Raw genomic sequence first — 16,265 nt, 5'->3', positions numbered from 1 at the left:
AACACAAGTGTAGCGGACGCGACGTACAGCCAACAACAAGCTCAAGCTGGGCGGAAATCTTTCAGCGGAAAATGTCCCGATACAGGAACGAAGGTAAAAAGCAAAAAGCCGCGAAGTTCGCGGCTCTTCATGTATCGATATGGCAGCTTGTAATCCGTTTAGTGCAGAGAAAGCATCGCCACCATATCCTCTTGCGCATCGCCGATCAGCTTCAGACCGAACTTATCGACGAGCACGTTCAAGACACCTTCGTTAATGAACTCCGGCGCCTTCGGACCGATACGGATATCCCGGATTCCGAGACTGAACAAGCCTAACAATATGGCGACGGCCTTTTGCTCGAACCAAGACAGCACGATGCTCACCGGCAGGTCGTTGACACTGCAGCCGAAGGCGTCGGCGAGCGCCAGCGCGATTTTGACCGTGGAGCCGGAATTGTTGCATTGGCCCAAATCGATATACCGCGGAATACCTGTTCCGGCAACTGTACCGTAGTCCACATCATTAAAGCGGAACTTGCCGCAGGATGTCGTCAAGATGACCGTATCGTTAGGGAGCGATGTCGCCAATTCGCGGTAGTACTCTCCGCCTTTGCCCGGAGCGTCGCATCCGGCGATGACGAAGAAACGTTTGATCAGTCCGTCCTTTACCGCTTGGATGATTTCCGGCGCAAGCCCGATGACGGTTTCATGGTGGTAGCCGGTGGTCAGCACCTGCTTGGAGTCGATATTCGCCTCCGGCAGCTCAAGCGCCCGCTCGATCAGCGGCGAAAAATCTTCGCCGACGATTTTCGTGACGTTCTCGAGTCCGGCAACCTCGTAGGAGAAGAAGCGATCCGCATACGTACCCTTGATTGGCATAACGCAATTTGTCGTCGCCAGAATCGCTCCGGGGAACTGCTCGAACAGCCGGCGTTGATCATACCAGGCTTTCCCGATGTTTCCTTTTAAGTGTGCATATTGCTTCAGCTTCGGATATCCGTGGGCCGGCAGCATCTCGGAGTGGGTATAGATGTTGATGCCTTTGCCTTCCGTCTGCTTAAGCAGCTCTTCCAGCGCATACAGGTTGTGCCCCGTTACGACGATGCACTTGCCCTCGATCTTATTCTGCGGTACCGTAACCGGCTGCGGAATACCGAAGTGCGTCGTATGCGCCCGGTCGAGCACATCCATGATCCGTACAGCGGCATTTCCGACCTTCATGGCCATATCCAGGTGTTCCTGCAGATTGAAATTGGAGTTGGTTAATGTCAGATAAAGGGCTTCATGCGTTATTCGATCTACTTCCGGGTCCGTATAACCGAGCTGTCTGGCATGCGTGGCGTAAGCGGCAATTCCCTTCAGAGCAAAAATGATCGTATCCTGCAAACTTGCGATCGTCTCGTCTTTCCCGCATACTCCGATAACCTTGCAGCCGCCGCTAGGCGTTTGTTCGCATTGGTAACAAAACATGATGCATCCTCCATTCGGCGATTCGCTATGTTCTTTTACAGCTATTAGCTTATCAGAAGCGGTTGGAGGTTAATGTGATAGCCGTCACATCGTTTCTGGCGAAATGGTGACAACCAAAAGCCGCGGTTCGTTCCGGCAGCCTTGTGGTTACAATATGTGGTTAGGCGATTCGATCAGGGTTGGACCGGTTCCCGTTTTGCCATTTTTTTCTCCACTGGAAGGAATCTGCCCTAAGGCGTGGAACTATATACTCTTATTTCGAATTAGAGTAGATGGTGGGGGTGCCTTCAATGAATACCAATAGCCCGGCGATAGCGGTAAACGTAATCGACCCGATTCCGCATGCCGTGTATCAAAGAAATGAACGGAATGCCGCCGCGCTTCCGATCCGCTTCCAGTTGTCTTTCGCTGTGACCGGCAATGTGGAAGCCCGTTTCATCTCGAGTGCGACTGGCTCGGAATGGACGACGATCGGCTCCATCGACGGAACCGAATTTGTAGGGCATTTGGCTGAAGCGCCTATAGGGCGTTACACAGTGGAAGTCCGAATTTCGGCATCGGCGGGCGGCTCGAACGAAGCAGTCGTCTCGGCCTTCAGCGTTGAACCCGTTTTCGTTGGGGATCTGTGGGTTATGGCGGGACAATCCAACATGGAAGGCTGCGGTAAGCTTGTGGACTTCGAATCGCCACAGGAAGGGGTAAGCTGCTTCTACTTGGGAGACCGGTGGGGAATCGCGGAAGATCCGCTCTGTTGGCTGAACGATTCGATCGACCCTGTACACCGGATTACGCCTACCCCGCAGCATCCGGTAATCGGTGACACCATCGCCAGGCATAACCGGATAAGAGGCGCCAGTCTTGCCATCCCATTCGCCAAGGAGCTGCTGCGGCATACGGGCGTTCCGGTCGGCCTAATCATGTGCGCGCACGGCGGAACGAGCATGGAGCAATGGGACCGCGAGCGTCCGGGCGATATCGGCACGACCTTGTACAGCGCGATGATGCGCAAAGTGCGCAAGCAGGGCGGTAAAGTAAAGGGCGTGTTATGGTATCAAGGAGAGAGCGACGCGAACGAGCAAGCGGCTCCGTATTACCGCGAGCGGACAAAATCGTTTGTGGAGGCCTTACGGCGCGATTTGGGCGACCCCGGGCTGCCTTTCGTCTATGCCCAGCTTTCCGTAGTGTATACGTGGGGTCGGGGACCGGAATCGTGGGATCATATTCGCGAGGAACAGCGGCTGATGGAAAGCGAGCTCGGCTGCGCGGCCATCGTGCCGACGATCGATGCGACGTTGTCGGATTCGATCCATTTGGATGCTCCGTCGCTTCGGGAAGTCGGTAAACGGATGGCGTGGCGGGCGCTAAGCATCGCTTATGGCATCGATGCGGCGAAGCCGGGACCACGCCCGAGCGGCTTCGAGTGGAATGCCGACCGCACGCTGCTTCGGGTCGCTCTCAGCGGCGTGAACGGCCGACTGTTGCAGCCGATCGGCAATCCTTTCGGATTCGCCGCCGATCATTCGGGTGCGCCGCTTCCGGTTACGGCAGCAATTTCGGCTGAAGGGGACAGCGTACTCATCCGCTTCGAACGATCCGCTCCGGACGGAACCCGACTCTGGCACGGCAACGGGTTGAATCCCGCCGTCAATATCAAGGACGAGCGCGGCATTCCACTGCTTGCTTTCGGGCCGATTCCTGTATAATCGTAAAATAACGGAATTCTATTCCATTATCGAGTCGATTTGCCTTCAAGAAAGCCCCTCATGCATGGTTTAACGGAATAGAGTTCCGTTATAAACAGGAGATGCCGTGAAATATCCAACATAGCGGAAAGAGGTTCCGCAATTCATTTAATGGTATGTCCAGAAAAAGGCGCCCCGGCTCGAATCCCGAACCGGCGGCGCTTTTTCCTATTCTCGGCCGGTTCTTGGGGCTGCATCAACAATGCTCAGCGAAACCGGTCACAGTAGTCGGCAAATTCGCTATAGGGCGTCGAATATACGTGAAACGTCCCATAGCCGGTGTCATACGAATACCGCTTCGCCGCAATCTTCCCGTACAGACGGTTCGTGTAGACATTACTGGCCGATGTGGGAATTCTCACTTCCTTCACGTCCCGATTCGCGTCCCATATTTGATCGGCCAAAACTTGCAAGCCCCGTATAAACGTCCGGTTATTTTGATACTCCTCCTTAAAATAGCAGTTGCCCAGCACGGCGATTTCTTTGTTCTTAAATCCTTCTTCCTTCAACCCAAGCACGAAACATCCGATCCCGATCACTTGATTCAAGCCGTCAACGAGTATGGCTCCCCTCCCCTGCTTCATATAATTTTGGACGTCTGTAAGCACGTGACTGACTTTGTAGCCCGGGATAATGCGAGTTCGGTGCTCGACGTAGAAATCGGTAAATCGGCTCCATTGCCCCGTCTTTGAGCAAATTTCGAATTGGACCATTGGTTAACCCCCTTTTTTTTTAAATAGTATTTTTTTCAATTTATTGTTGAATTTTCTATTTTTGTTGTTTATAGTAATTAATAATTCCGATGAAGGAGGTGATACGAATGGGAGCACCTGCTTGCAATGCGCCAATGGCCTCGGGGGTCGAACGTGATGACGGGGGAGCAAATGAAAATTCCAAGCCATCATCGAAAGAGTAATAACAGTCCTATGCGGGAGGCCAGCAGCGATGCTGGTCTTATTCCCGCTCTGTCTTCTCCCGTGCCATTCGACTGACGGCATATTGTCGTAAGCTTTCGGGTGCGGCGGTATAGAAATCCAATATGCCGCATGGATGCAGCTTTGTGTTCCGGATCGTCGCGCACTTGCCGTATAGACGTCTGTTGCCTTTTGCCGGCACGCAATAAAACCCGATTTCCCCGATACGTTGCGGCAGTGCTAATACATGCGAGGAAAGGGCTTGAATCGTTTCCACCAGCGCTTTCTCGCCGCGAAACGGTTTATCGATGTATAGAAGATGAACTTCGATCCGGCTGCGGTTCTCATAATCATCCTCCCCCGTACCGTACGTATACGCCAGAGCCCCTCCTACCTGCCCGTAATCGTCCAGAGCGATCATGAATCCGTTCTCGTTCAAGGAACAGGACAAAGAAGACATAACCGTACTCCACTTGTACGGAACGCCGAGCTTTTCTCCATTCCGGCACAGGAAGCGCACTCCATTCTCCCTATCTTCTTCCGAATCGGCGGATACCCACTGTATCATTGCGCATCTCTCCCCTGCATTCGCATTTGTAACGTAGCTTCGAGTCCTCTCCGGATCGAAGGATATTGAACCATAAGCGGATGGAAATGCTCGTACGACAAAGACAGCAGCAAGCATGGCGTCGAGGTAACGATGCTGGCCGTTCTCGGAATATGGTGCATGAGTGCGATCTCTCCAAAATGGTCTCCGTCCGAAAGGATGGCTATTTTTTTACGCTCACCCACAGCCGAAGCGACCATGACTTCCACTTTCCCTCTCGCAATCAAATAAAATTTGTCTCCCTGATCGCCCTGCTCGACCACGGGAACGCCTGCTTCGAATTTCTCCGTGACGAACAAACGGGTGATCTGCTGCAGCGCGTCGGATTCGATTCCCCGGAAGAAAGGCAGCATTCGGAGCCGATCCAGTTCCACTCGGGCACCGCCGTCGCCTTTGGACAGTACGAATCCTTGCTGCTTCTCCCACATCCGATGATACAATCCCTCACGCTTCATCAACTCCTCATGCGATCCGGACTCCGCAACCGTTCCTTGATCAAGGACGATGATGCGGTCGGACTTGGCTGCGTATGCCAGGCGATGCGTAACGGAAATGATCGCTCTGCTGCCCGCCAGCGACCAAATCGTCTCATTCACCGCACGCTCGGTGTCCGGGTCGAGCGCCGAGGTGGCTTCGTCCAAAAATAATACATTCGGCTTGCGCAGCAGCGCTCGGGCCAACGCGATCCTCTGCCGTTGTCCGCCGGACAAATTATCCCCCTGATTGCGTACGATGGTGTCATACCCCTTCGCAAATCCGACAATCGTCTCATGAATTCCCGCGGCTCTTGCGGCTTCCACGATCTCCTCTTCATTCGCGTCCGGCTTGCCGACAAGGATATTGTCCCGAATCGAGGCATGAAACAGAATCGAATCTTGAAAGACGACCCCGATCTGGCGGAGCAGCGAAGCGTAGCGGACTTCCCGAATATCATGTCCATCGTACGAAACCGTGCCGCTATCGGGATCGGCGAATCGCAGCAGAAGCTGAAGCACCGTGCTTTTTCCCGATCCGCTCGCACCGACTATTGACGTGCAGCCGGTTAAGGGAATCTCGAGATTCAATTGCCTCAGCACCGGCTCCTCGGAAACGTAAGCAAAGGATACGTTGTGCAGCCCTATCCCCCGCCGAATGGAAGGGAGTTCCTGCGTACCGAGCTCCGTCACTTCAGGCTGCCAGTTCATCACTTGCTCGACACGATGAAGACTCGTTCTCGCCGACAGGTAGTAGGGAAGGACCGCCGCAATGCTGAACATTGATTGTCCTACTGTAATAAAGATGGAATTATAAGCGATGAAGCTGCCGATCGTCAGCTTCCCGCTGAAGGTAAGATAGCTGCCGTAACCGAGAATGACGGCGGTTAAGATCGAGATGGCCAGCATTGGCAAGCGGTTCAGATTCGTATTGACGAAGCTCCTCCGTACGCCGATCGACATCATCGTCCGAAGGTTCCCTTCTACTTGGGCCAGCATGTTCCGCCGCAGGTCGAACGCTCGTATGACTTTGGCTGCCTTAATATTTTCGTCGATCGATCCGGTGAACTGTTCGAGGTGCGACGAATAGGCCTCGTTCCATGCAAGCGATCGAGACTTAAGCAGCCGGTAAGGCACGAATAGCAGAACCGAACCGGCAATGGCGAGCAGCGTAAGCTTCCATTCCATTGCGAAAAGAATCGAAAGTCCGATCGCGACGCTGAGAGCGGATAGGAGTCCTCTTGAAACGGTTTGCAGCACAGCCGTCTGAATGGCCGGAATATCGTCGGTATATCTCGCCAAGAGATCGCCGATTCCGAACCGTTCGTAGAAACGATGGGACTGCATCTGCATATGCCGGAACAGCTTCATCCGGTACTCGAACAACAGCTTCGCGCCCAATCTTGCTTTGGCATAGTCACTGCCAATTCCGGCAATCACGTTCAGCAGCCCGATACAAAACAAAGTGCCCACCAGAAGAGCCAGCGCGGATGCATCGCGCGGCAGCAGCGCTTTATCTATCAAATATTTGTAGCTGAGAGCGGATAAGTAGTGGAACGATAGTTCGAATACGGCTCCCAGTCCGATGAGCAATACAAATCCCGGAGACGAGCGAATCGAAGCCGTAATAGTCTTGAATAGCATCCCGGTCTGTCTCCTCCTTCGCGAACAACTATCGCAATGGTAACAGACCCCCTATCGTTGCAAACTGAAAAGAAAGCGCTTCATGTCAGGTTTCTCAAAAGGGTCAAAAAAAACGGCTTCTCTCATGAGAAAGCCGTTCGGCTCGTCCGTTCGCTTGGCATCATCCCGATTAGACTGGAACACCGGTACCTATACGGGACATGAACGCGTTCAGTACTTGTAGCAGTTCGTCCGGCCGGCTCAGCATCGGCAAATGTCCTGCATCCAGCAGCTCCGTATCATTCGCTCCGAGATTGGAAGCCATTCGCTCCTGCTCGCGCAGAGGAAGCTCCCGGTCCTGCCCGAGCTTTATGTACAGCTTGGGTACGTCCGGAGCAAGCGCGCCGACTCGTTCCGTATATACCCGAATCGATTCGGGCACAAAACCGCTCACGACCGCCGCCGCTTGCTCGGGAGACAAATCGCTGCACAGCCCTTGCCGAATGGCCGACTCGGGCGGCTTCGTCCCCGCCAGTCGCAGCAGGGCGCCTAGAATCATTCGCTTCGGTAACGGCATCGTCGACAAAAACGACCCGCCACGCTGCGGTATTACCGCTCCGATCGCCGCAAACCCGACAAGCCGGTCCGGAAATGCGGCGGCGACCTTGAGAGCAAGCGTTCCGCCGAGCGAGTGCGCCACAATGACAAATTTTCGGACTTTCCACGCTGCGATCTGATCGTTCATATGCGTAATATAGTCTTGCATGGAAAGGTGTTTCCTCGGCGTCTCGACGTCAGCGGCATTGCCATTCGGGAAGTCGACAGCAAGACTCGGGTTTTCCAGCCCCTCCGTCATGCTCCCCCATATTTTACCGTACAAGCCCGCACCGTGGATAAAGACGATTCCGACTTGCTCTTCCGCTCTCTTAACGACCTGTGTTTGATTCATTTCTTTTTCCTCCGCTGTTCGATAATCGGCTGACAACCGTTATGAGGATCATACACCCGATTCCCTGACGAATACGGTCAGGAGAGCGGATCCTCGCAGCGGAGAACGAATCCGTGTATATGTTGCCCCTTTAAAACAATAGCGACGGGTCGGCAGATAAGAGGGCATAATCGATTTCCGCCAAATCCTCTGGCCGATCGAGCGTTTCCATTACAAATTCGTGATAAGCCTTCGCGTCAGATTCCCTGTTCATTAGCAGCAGAAGCGCGATCGCCTTGGCATGAATCCGCCCGCTTAAGGGAAACAGCTCGGCCCACTTCCGCATCGGATTCAATGCGATATCATAGCGCTGCTGCCGTACATACGTATCTACGATCGCTTCCAGCAGCCCGGCATAACTGAGCTCCAGCTCCGCTTGCCGCGGCGCAGCCCAACCGTAGCCGCTGCCGGTCAAATATCCCCCGCCGTAGTATCGAACGGCTTTTAGCGCATGCGTCAAAGATAACGTTTGATTGTACCGTGCAACTTCATCCTCGTAGGAAACGACATCGTCATAGGAAGGAGACCACTTCAGACAGTAGCTGCCTCCTGCAATTTTCGTCTGTTCGATGAGATCGGACATTCCGTAAGCTTCAAGATCTTTACGCAGCTGGTAGACCGTCGAATGTAAATTGGCCTGGGTCCGCTCCGCATCGCGGCCGTACCAGATGTCCTCCATAATTTGCGTTTTGCTGACCGGCTTTCCCCGATGATGGTGTAAATACGCCAGAAGCTCCTTCCCCTTCGAATTTCGAAACCGGATCTGATCACCCGTATTAGCCGTTACGGTGAACGGACCGAAGCTCTGTACCTCTACCCCCCGTTCAGGCTGATGATCCCGGTTTCCGTCGCGCCCGCTCCGTTTCACAAACCGATTGATCATGCGGGATAAATCTTCCTTCATCACGGGCTTCAATAAATAATCGAGCGCCTCCACATCGAAAGCCTCCCTGGCAAATTCCTCATAAGCGGTTAGAAACGCGATATGGATCTCCGGCCGGCATCCGCGAATTCTCCTTGCCAGCTCCATACCGTGCAGCGAGGGCATTTCCATATCGAGCAGAACCAGATCAATCGGCTCCGGGTCGGTTAATACGTATTCCAGGAAAGCCGGGGATTTATCGAACAAACCGCACACACGGACTTCTTCAAACGCCTCCAGCAGCTTTCCGACTCTGCGAAGTGCAGGCTGCTCGTCATCAACCGCAACAATTCGAATCATGCCTAAACCTCCTTACCGCTCCATGCGGCATGCGGTATGCGAAAGATCACTTTGGTGCCGCCGGAGCTGCCTTCCCCAATCTCTATACCTTCACCGAACAGCCTTAGCATTCGCTGATGAATGTTTCGCAGTCCTACTCCTCCCTTGCCCTCATAGTCGTTCGAGAGTATCGATCGAGCCCATACAGGCATACCGGGCCCATCGTCTTCGACAGAAAAAATGGTATGACCGGAATCGGTACGTACGGAAACCGTCACGGTACCCCCATCCTCTTGTATGGATATACCGTGCCGCACCGCATTCTCGACGAGCGGCTGCACGGTCAGCGGAGGCAGCATACATTCGGCGGTTTCGTCCACATCAAAGCGGATACGGAGCCGTTCGCCGAATCGGGCACGCTCGATTTGCAGGTATGCACGGGCCAGCTCCAGCTCTTTGCGCAGAGGCACCAGCCTTTCCTTGTTCTTGAAGTCGAAGCTGCCGCGCAAATAACGGCTAAGGTTCAGCAGCAAATCATGGGCGGTCTGCGGCTCCTCCAGTGATAAGGAAATAATCGTATTCAGTGCGTTGTACAAAAAATGCGGCTTGATCTGCGCCTGCAGAAACGCCAGCTCCGACCGGACCGCTTCCTCGGCGGAGCGTCTCATCGCGAGCAATGTCCGTGACCGCGCCCGCAGTTCATAAGCTTCGAACGGCTTGGTCAAATAATCGTTCGCCCCGACTTCGAAGCCGTACATCACATCCGCCTGTTCGCTGCGAACCGTTGTCAGCAGAATAGGCAGCTCGAAGAGCGCATACTTCTGACGTATTTGTAGGCAAGTCTCATACCCCGTCTGCCCCGGCATCATCACGTCCAGAATGACAAGCCCGATCCGGCTGCCTAAACGGTCCAGGATATCCATCGCTTCCTTCCCGTTCGAAGCGGTAACAATTTCGTAAGGCTCGTCCGCCAGCACCGATTGTATGACCCGCAAATTGACCGGATCGTCGTCGACCGCCAAAACTGCGTGTTCCCGCTTCGTACCGTTATCCGGGCTAATTGCCGCCGAAGCCGGCTTCTCCATCCAGCCGATCGTCGTCGCTGCCGCTTCACGGTGATCCGCCGTGGTCCGCGGCCGAATTACTTGCAATTGGCTGTCTTCGCAGACAGGAAGCGTAAAAGTAAAGACGGAGCCGCTCCCGATTTCCGATTTCACCGATATCCGTCCCCCATGGAGCTCGACAAGCCTCCTCGCGATGCCGAGTCCAAGTCCGGTTCCGCCATATTCTCGCGCAACGGACGTTCCCACTTGTTCGAACGATTGAAAGATCGTCTCCAGCTTCTCCGATTCGATGCCGATACCTGTATCGGCGACTGCCACATGAAGCATACCGCCTGCCGACCATGCAGATACCGTGACCTTGCCTTCAGGCGTAAACTTTATCGCGTTTCCGATGAGGTTATACGCAATCTGCAGCAAACGGCTCTCGTCGGCATAGGCATACGGCAGCGTATCCGGCCAATCGAGGTGGAGAGTAACCGGCTTATCCCCGATATAATGGCGGAACACCTCCTGCTGAGCCGATACGACGGCTCGAACATCGACCGGTCCGCGCTGCAGCTGAATGCCGCTGTTTTTCAATCGGGACAAATCGAGAATGCCGTTAATGAGATTCGACATGCGGCGCGCCACGGAGACGACAACCTCCAACTGCTCCCGCTGGTTCCCGTTTATCGGACCGGACTTCTCCTCAGCCAGAGCCAGAGAAAGATTCATAATACCGTGCAGGGGCGTCTTCAGCTCATGCGAGGTATTGGCCAAAAATTCGTCCTTCATCCGGTTCGAGGCGATCAACTCGTCCGACATTCGGCCGATTGTACGATAGGCGTTCGTAAACCTTCTTGCAAGCTCCATCGCCTCTATAAAAACCAGCAGGATGAAGCCGTACGGGACGAGCTGGAGATCGATCCACAATATGCGGCCAACGCTGTATAAAATGTCATGAAGTGCTGCTGCCGCGAAGATGATCCACCCTGCCAGCTGGAGCAGCGCGCCGCTTCGCCTTCGCCATAACGCCATAGTAAAGCCAAACAGAATGTAGGCCAAACTGACTAAGGAAATATATTTATACAAATCAATGAAGCGCGTATACCATTCCGTGGGAAGGAGCAGTACGCTTCCGATAAAGGCGAAGCCAATACAGGTCAGTATCTTTATGACGACCGGATGGAATTCCTTCGGATACAGCTCCCTGACGAACAGCAGCGCCGCGGTAACACCGCCGTAATAAGTCAAATACTCCAGCATGATTATCAACCGAATATCGGTAAGCGGGTAGAATTGGACAATATAGATCCCCCCTACCGCCCACATTCGGATAGCGCCCAGGAGACAGCATATGCCGAAATACAATGAAGAGCGTTCCGATCGACGCAGCACGAACAAGGCGATCTGATACAAGCCTAGCAGCGCGCTGCCGCCGAATACCGCCATCTCCACGATACCCGTACGTTCCTTCAAGGCGATCATCGAGCGCTCGGCTCCAAGTGTCAAGCTAAACCATATTCCTCCTTTAGGATACAGTTCATTGGAAATTTGGATGAAGAGGTCGAACTTGTCTCCGGGAGGATCGAAGTATACGGTCTGTGGGAAATAGGCGGCATGTACACTTGTCCGATCGGCGGCGACGACTCCGGCCTCCGCAATGATGCGTCCATCGACCAGAATCCGGTAGGCCGGTGCTATCGCAGGTATTTGCAGACCCAGCTTACCGGTATCCCCTTGCGTATGTACGGTAAGACGATACGTTGCATAGCCGCGTCCCGGCAGTCCATACCGTGTCCATACTCCAGGCACTTCCGCGAAGGCCGGCTGCGTCATCTTTTTAAGACCTTCATCGGCTTCCGTCAGCAGCTGATTCCAATGGATTGACCAGCGTCCGTTAAGTTGGACAGGCCCTTCCTCTTTCAAGCTCCAATGCCGCAGCTCCAATACTCCGTCGACGGCCCGGGGAGCATGCTTTGCAGGAAATAATTGCAACGAAGGCAGGCACAATGCCGCTACAACCATAATCAAGCCGGCCAATACCGCAATCCTGATTCGCCGACTAGACGTCATCATTCAACCAGCACCGCCTTCAGTTGGTAATTTCATTCATCTTGCAAAAAGCCACGTCCGAAAGACGTGGCCGGGATAGCGGAACCATTCTTACCTTGTCACGTGCGCATCGGGAGCCTTGTCCGACACGAGATTCAAGACGATGTCGTGCTCAAGCAGCGCCTTCAGCCCGCACAGAACGATCGTAAACCCTTCCGTCGAGTCCATTGCCTGCTTCACGATGTCGTCGCCATCTCCCGTAAATCCCGAGGTCGTTATCGAAACGAACGTTTCGTTCTCTCCCCGGGGTGCAAACGTCCACTCGACCGTAGTTCCGAAATCGATGACGATCCGCTTGTTTTCCTCGATTTCCAGAACATCGACGTCTGCGGAAGCGCCGTACATTTCCCAATCCCACTGGACGCGTTTCCCGGCTTCCAGCCTCCCGCTGCTTCTTGTGAACCAAAATTTTGTAGTGATCGCAGGATCGATAAAGGCTTCAAACACGATATCGACCGGTTTTCTGATTAACATTTCCGTTTTTACAACCGGTATTTGATTCAAGGTTGTCATCCCGAGATATCTCCTTTCATCACGCAAGGTTCCTTATATTGTATCACATAACGGGTGCTTGATTTCTTATCGATTGCTATTCCATTGGTAAAGGCGGTCAAGATGTTCTACGGAAATAAGCTTGCATTGTTTAGTCGGAATGAACGATTCGATAAACCAGCACACATCTACGAAAATTTTGGGGCTGCCGGTTATAAACCGGCTGTCTCTCGTTTTTCCGTGCTTGATCAATAATTCTGCAATAATTCTCGCGCTCTGCACCCCTTCGTCCAGATAGGAGAGGATCGCTTGTTTTTTTTCATCCGTCAGCTCGTCCCCGCCGGAAACGGGAACGGGATCGGGATCGGGTTCCAGCAGGGTAAACAAATCCTGCTCAATCACCGGTTTGATCGGCGAAGAGTCTACCGGTTTTGCTTGGGAATCGATAAGCGCTTGCCGCCGTTCTCTTGCATATTCGGCAAGCAGCCGCCTAATACGCGAGACTTGCCGGTCCAGCAGCGGTAATTGAAGCTCGAAATGTCGTTGAATGTCGTGAGGCAAAGCAAGATGCTCGAAGGGTGGGAGCGATTCCACCTGGATAGACCAGCCTGCATCAAGCTTCACCAATAGTTCGTCAAGCTCCAGATCAATTTTTGAGAATCCGCTGCGGATTTCAGCAACTGTTTTCGCATCGATCCCGGTATGCAACTCCAAATGATCAATTCCGAACTTGTATTCTTCGCCGGTCTGCTTATTGATCACATGATATTGGAAGCGCAAGCTTCTGCCGCACTCGCATTTCAGATCGGGAGAAACATAACCGGCATCCACGTACCCGACCAGTATCCAGGAATCGACCATACGCTCCACATCTTCGAATGTTGCAATTTCCGGAATTTGCAGTCCTTTTTGCTTTGCGATCACATTAGCGAAGACGGTCCGTTTGCCCCGCTTCAATTCCTCTTTCAAGAAATGAACCTGGTCTTCATTTAATTGACTTAATAGCCGGTCCCGTTGTTCTTCGGATAACTTCAAGATCGCCCCTCCCGTCCATTTCAGATCAAGCGGATCTGAAGCGTATGAAAAACACGTTGTTGCCTCCATAAGTATTCGTTATCTATACTCATAACTCCTTTCAACTCCCCATTCACCCGACCGTTCGCACAGCCAGCCGCCTATTATCGCGGCATGCCGTCAACCGCCCATACGTTCCTGTGCTCCTGTACATAGAGTGGTTTAGAGAACCGTTAAGCTTTCATGCGGAGAAGAGAGGAAAGGATCAATCAAGTATGATGAGACTGATGTGCAAAGGAAAGATTCATCGTGCGACCGTAACCGAGGCTAGCCTGGACTATGTAGGAAGCATTACGATCGATTCCCTCCTGATGAAGAAGGCGAACATCCATCCTTACGAAATGGTTCAAGTGACCAGTCTCCGCAATGCGACTCGCTGGAAAACCTATGCGATCCCGGGAAGGGAGGGCTCGGGGAAAATATGCTTGAACGGTCCTCCCGCCCATTTATTTCAGCCCGGAGATCTGGTCATTATACTGAGTCTCGGATTATTCGATGTTGAAGAGCTGCAGGATCTTGTCCCCAGAGTCGTCTTCGTCGATGCGGAGAATCGAATAACCCGGTACGAGGATCATCCTCTATTCGAGGCAAACGGGGATGTGAGATGGAATGACCTTCAGCCTAGATAAATTAACGAAATACAAATTAATGGCGAAATCCCCCAAACTGAAATCGGCGCTACCGAAGACGCTTTCCATGACGAAACGCAATTTCCGCTCTCTTCTAGCAGCATACGGAGATGTGATCGCGAAGCCCTCCAGGGGTTCCGGCGGAGTCGGGGTCATTTCCATCTCTTCCAAAGGCCGACGCACCTTCAAAGTCCATTATGGGACAAAAATAAAAACAATCCGCGGATTATCTCCCGCATACGCGAATATTAGGCGCAATGCTAATGGAGCCTCCTACATCGTTCAGCAAAAAATCGCTTTGGCGCGAGTAAACGGAAGACCGTTCGATGCACGGGTCATGGTGCAAAGGGGGAAACGCACCGGTTGGAAGGTGACGGGGAAATTGGCAAAGCTCGCCGGAGCCGGGTTCATCATTACAAATATCGCTCGCAGCAAAGGCAAAGTCGTTCCGTTATCGACCGCGATTCGAAAGTCCGATATTCGCGGCTCTTCCGTCGGCCGTATTCATAGGCGGATGAACCGGATTGCCCGGAAAGCGGCAAAGCAGCTTCGCAGCTATTATCGAATCCGTACGCTCGGACTTGATGCAGGAATCGATCGGAAAGGAAAAGTTTGGATTATCGAAGCGAATTTCAAACCGGCCAAATCGCTGTTTCTGAAGCTGAAGGATAAGTCGATGTACAGGCGAATCGTCGGGTTCCATAAGAAATGATCGAAGTTTTCTCAATGAAACGTTCTAATTCGATACAAAATCCCGTCCGCACCATAGCGGAGGGATTTTGCTCGAATGAACGCCATAACGCTTGTTGCTGCTCAGGTGTCGGTTATCCGAAATCACCGGGCTATTCCCCTTCGAAAGCCGGACGCAGTTCCTTGCCCGCCTCGGCCGATATCCCCGTAGTCTCGATGATCGCGATAACGCGCCTAGCCTCCTCGGGCTTTACAACTAATTCAACGCCATTCAACAGATGATCCGCAATGTTTTCGTAATAGCGATGATGCTGTGCCGACAAAAAGTCCACTTCCGTCAGCGTATTTTGACCATCGATGTCCCGATACAGATTCAATGCTTTTTTCTTCAGATCGGTTATCTCGACGTCGCCCTTGGTTCCTTTAATCCGGTATATTTGTCTGCCCGCGCGGTCGATGGAACTGATTTGAATATGAGCTACGGCTCCGTTCTCAAACTGGATGATGCTGTTGATCTGATCCTCGTTCGTTTTCTCATGCCACACCCGGTTCTGGACGTAGCCGCGTACCGAGCCGACTTTTCCGGGAATGAGACCCAGCACATGATCGATAAAGTGTGCGCCCCAATCGTATAATGCGCCTCCGGATATTTCCTTGCTGTCTCGCCACCAGCCTCGCGGAGCCGAGAAGTTGCCCGATAAAATTTCGATGTTGTAAATATCGCCGAGCTCCCCTTGCCGGATCAAGTCTTTCACGGTCAAATACCAGCTGTCGAAGCGGCGATTATGAAAAACGGTCAGCATAAGGCCGTTTGCCTTGGCGAGTTGAACGAGCCGATGGGCATCTTCGGCATGGATGCACATCGGTTTCTCCAAAATGCAATGTTTGCCGCTGCGAAGAATTTGTTCGGCCAGCCGGGCGTGGGTATTGTGCGGGGTAATGACTACAACCAGATCGATATCCGGCTGCGCAAGCATTTCCTCCACATTTATAAACGTTTGGATACCTGGAAAATCTTGCTGGGCTTGCTCCATTCGCAACGGGTCCATATCGCAAGCAGCAACGAAATCGAAGCCGACTCGCTTCATTTCATTGGCATGCATCCTCCCCATATTGAAGGCGCCTCCGTAACCGATAACAGAGCCTCGAATCTTACCGTGATGGATAGACATTGCATCGTCTCCCTTAAGTAAACTTGGGCTAGTCGATCTGGCTTGTAGCTG

The 16,265-nt window shown here is 53.0% G+C and carries 13 protein-coding genes; 3 read left to right on the top strand and 10 right to left on the bottom strand.

Translation table 11 applies throughout. The features are described 5' to 3' along the window. Positions 1 to 158 precede the first annotated feature (158 nt). Entirely contained in the window at positions 159 to 1,451 is a 1,293-nt protein-coding gene (gene hcp / locus FE783_RS04945; protein ID WP_138878211.1) for a hydroxylamine reductase, read from the bottom strand. A gap of 290 nt (positions 1,452 to 1,741) precedes the next feature. Between hcp and FE783_RS04940 the strand changes: the two genes are divergently transcribed. After that, positions 1,742 to 3,154, top strand: coding sequence for a sialate O-acetylesterase (locus FE783_RS04940; RefSeq protein ID WP_158301631.1), 1,413 nt, complete (start codon positions 1,742 to 1,744; stop codon positions 3,152 to 3,154). 245 nt (positions 3,155 to 3,399) lie between these two features. Here FE783_RS04940 and FE783_RS04935 read toward each other — a convergent pair whose 3' ends face one another. The 8 genes from FE783_RS04935 to FE783_RS04900 all read right to left on the bottom strand — a co-directional run bounded on the left by FE783_RS04935 (position 3,400) and on the right by FE783_RS04900 (position 13,684). Further along, complete coding sequence (locus FE783_RS04935) at positions 3,400 to 3,906, bottom strand: hypothetical protein (RefSeq protein ID WP_138878209.1); 507 nt, start codon at positions 3,904 to 3,906, stop codon at positions 3,400 to 3,402. Positions 3,907 to 4,147: 241 nt separating this feature from the next. Continuing rightward, on the bottom strand, positions 4,148 to 4,675 hold the full coding sequence (locus FE783_RS04930; protein WP_138878208.1) for a hypothetical protein: 528 nt from the start codon (positions 4,673 to 4,675) through the stop codon (positions 4,148 to 4,150). Beyond that, a complete protein-coding gene (locus FE783_RS04925) occupies positions 4,672 to 6,831 on the bottom strand; it encodes an ABC transporter transmembrane domain-containing protein (RefSeq protein ID WP_138878207.1) in 2,160 nt (719 codons plus the stop codon). The genes FE783_RS04930 and FE783_RS04925 overlap by 4 nt, the downstream gene beginning before the upstream one ends. A gap of 169 nt (positions 6,832 to 7,000) precedes the next feature. Further along, the gene (locus tag FE783_RS04920; RefSeq protein ID WP_138878206.1) at positions 7,001 to 7,759 is read right to left on the bottom strand and encodes an alpha/beta fold hydrolase; all 759 of its coding nucleotides are present in this window, start codon (positions 7,757 to 7,759) and stop codon (positions 7,001 to 7,003) included. A gap of 130 nt (positions 7,760 to 7,889) precedes the next feature. Next, positions 7,890 to 9,020: a response regulator gene (locus FE783_RS04915; RefSeq protein WP_138878205.1), complete on the bottom strand. Its 1,131-nt coding sequence runs from the start codon at positions 9,018 to 9,020 to the stop codon at positions 7,890 to 7,892. A 2-nt stretch (positions 9,021 to 9,022) separates the two neighbouring features. Next, on the bottom strand, positions 9,023 to 12,121 hold the full coding sequence (locus tag FE783_RS04910; protein WP_138878204.1) for a hybrid sensor histidine kinase/response regulator: 3,099 nt from the start codon (positions 12,119 to 12,121) through the stop codon (positions 9,023 to 9,025). A gap of 87 nt (positions 12,122 to 12,208) precedes the next feature. Then, positions 12,209 to 12,670: an SRPBCC family protein gene (locus tag FE783_RS04905; RefSeq protein WP_138878203.1), complete on the bottom strand. Its 462-nt coding sequence runs from the start codon at positions 12,668 to 12,670 to the stop codon at positions 12,209 to 12,211. 66 nt (positions 12,671 to 12,736) lie between these two features. Next, entirely contained in the window at positions 12,737 to 13,684 is a 948-nt protein-coding gene (locus tag FE783_RS04900) for a DUF3895 domain-containing protein (RefSeq protein ID WP_158301630.1), read from the bottom strand. A gap of 254 nt (positions 13,685 to 13,938) precedes the next feature. Here FE783_RS04900 and panD point away from each other — a divergent pair, with 254 nt between their 5' ends. Beyond that, a complete protein-coding gene (gene panD, locus FE783_RS04895; RefSeq protein ID WP_138878201.1) occupies positions 13,939 to 14,352 on the top strand; it encodes an aspartate 1-decarboxylase in 414 nt (137 codons plus the stop codon). Beyond that, positions 14,333 to 15,064, top strand: a complete 732-nt coding sequence (locus FE783_RS04890) for a YheC/YheD family protein (RefSeq protein ID WP_138878200.1) — start codon at positions 14,333 to 14,335, stop codon at positions 15,062 to 15,064. Before panD ends, FE783_RS04890 begins: the two co-directional genes overlap by 20 nt. A 130-nt stretch (positions 15,065 to 15,194) precedes the next feature. Here FE783_RS04890 and FE783_RS04885 read toward each other — a convergent pair whose 3' ends face one another. Next, complete coding sequence (locus FE783_RS04885; protein ID WP_274381431.1) at positions 15,195 to 16,214, bottom strand: Gfo/Idh/MocA family protein; 1,020 nt, start codon at positions 16,212 to 16,214, stop codon at positions 15,195 to 15,197. Positions 16,215 to 16,265: the final 51 nt, after the last annotated feature.

It is taken from the genome of Paenibacillus mesophilus, from assembly GCF_005938385.1.
In the GTDB taxonomy this organism is placed as follows: Bacteria; Bacillota; Bacilli; order Paenibacillales; family NBRC-103111; genus Paenibacillus_AB; species Paenibacillus_AB mesophilus.
This window is presented reverse-complemented; position numbering and strand designations above follow the sequence as displayed.

Bases quoted from the DNA above. Each gene is read 5' to 3' on its own strand.
- FE783_RS04935 (WP_138878209.1), bottom strand. From the start codon at position 3,906: ATGGTCCAATTCGAAATTTGCTCAAAGACGGGGCAATGGAGCCGATTT.
- FE783_RS04910 (WP_138878204.1), bottom strand. From the start codon at position 12,121: ATGATGACGTCTAGTCGGCGAATCAGGATTGCGGTATTGGCCGGCTTG.
- FE783_RS04915 (WP_138878205.1), bottom strand. From the start codon at position 9,020: ATGATTCGAATTGTTGCGGTTGATGACGAGCAGCCTGCACTTCGCAGA.
- FE783_RS04925 (WP_138878207.1), bottom strand. From the start codon at position 6,831: ATGCTATTCAAGACTATTACGGCTTCGATTCGCTCGTCTCCGGGATTT.
- FE783_RS04890 (WP_138878200.1), top strand. From the start codon at position 14,333: ATGACCTTCAGCCTAGATAAATTAACGAAATACAAATTAATGGCGAAA.
- FE783_RS04940 (WP_158301631.1), top strand. From the start codon at position 1,742: ATGAATACCAATAGCCCGGCGATAGCGGTAAACGTAATCGACCCGATT.
- FE783_RS04930 (WP_138878208.1), bottom strand. From the start codon at position 4,675: ATGATACAGTGGGTATCCGCCGATTCGGAAGAAGATAGGGAGAATGGA.
- hcp (WP_138878211.1), bottom strand. From the start codon at position 1,451: ATGTTTTGTTACCAATGCGAACAAACGCCTAGCGGCGGCTGCAAGGTT.
- FE783_RS04905 (WP_138878203.1), bottom strand. From the start codon at position 12,670: ATGACAACCTTGAATCAAATACCGGTTGTAAAAACGGAAATGTTAATC.
- FE783_RS04920 (WP_138878206.1), bottom strand. From the start codon at position 7,759: ATGAATCAAACACAGGTCGTTAAGAGAGCGGAAGAGCAAGTCGGAATC.
- FE783_RS04885 (WP_274381431.1), bottom strand. From the start codon at position 16,214: ATGTCTATCCATCACGGTAAGATTCGAGGCTCTGTTATCGGTTACGGA.
- panD (WP_138878201.1), top strand. From the start codon at position 13,939: ATGATGAGACTGATGTGCAAAGGAAAGATTCATCGTGCGACCGTAACC.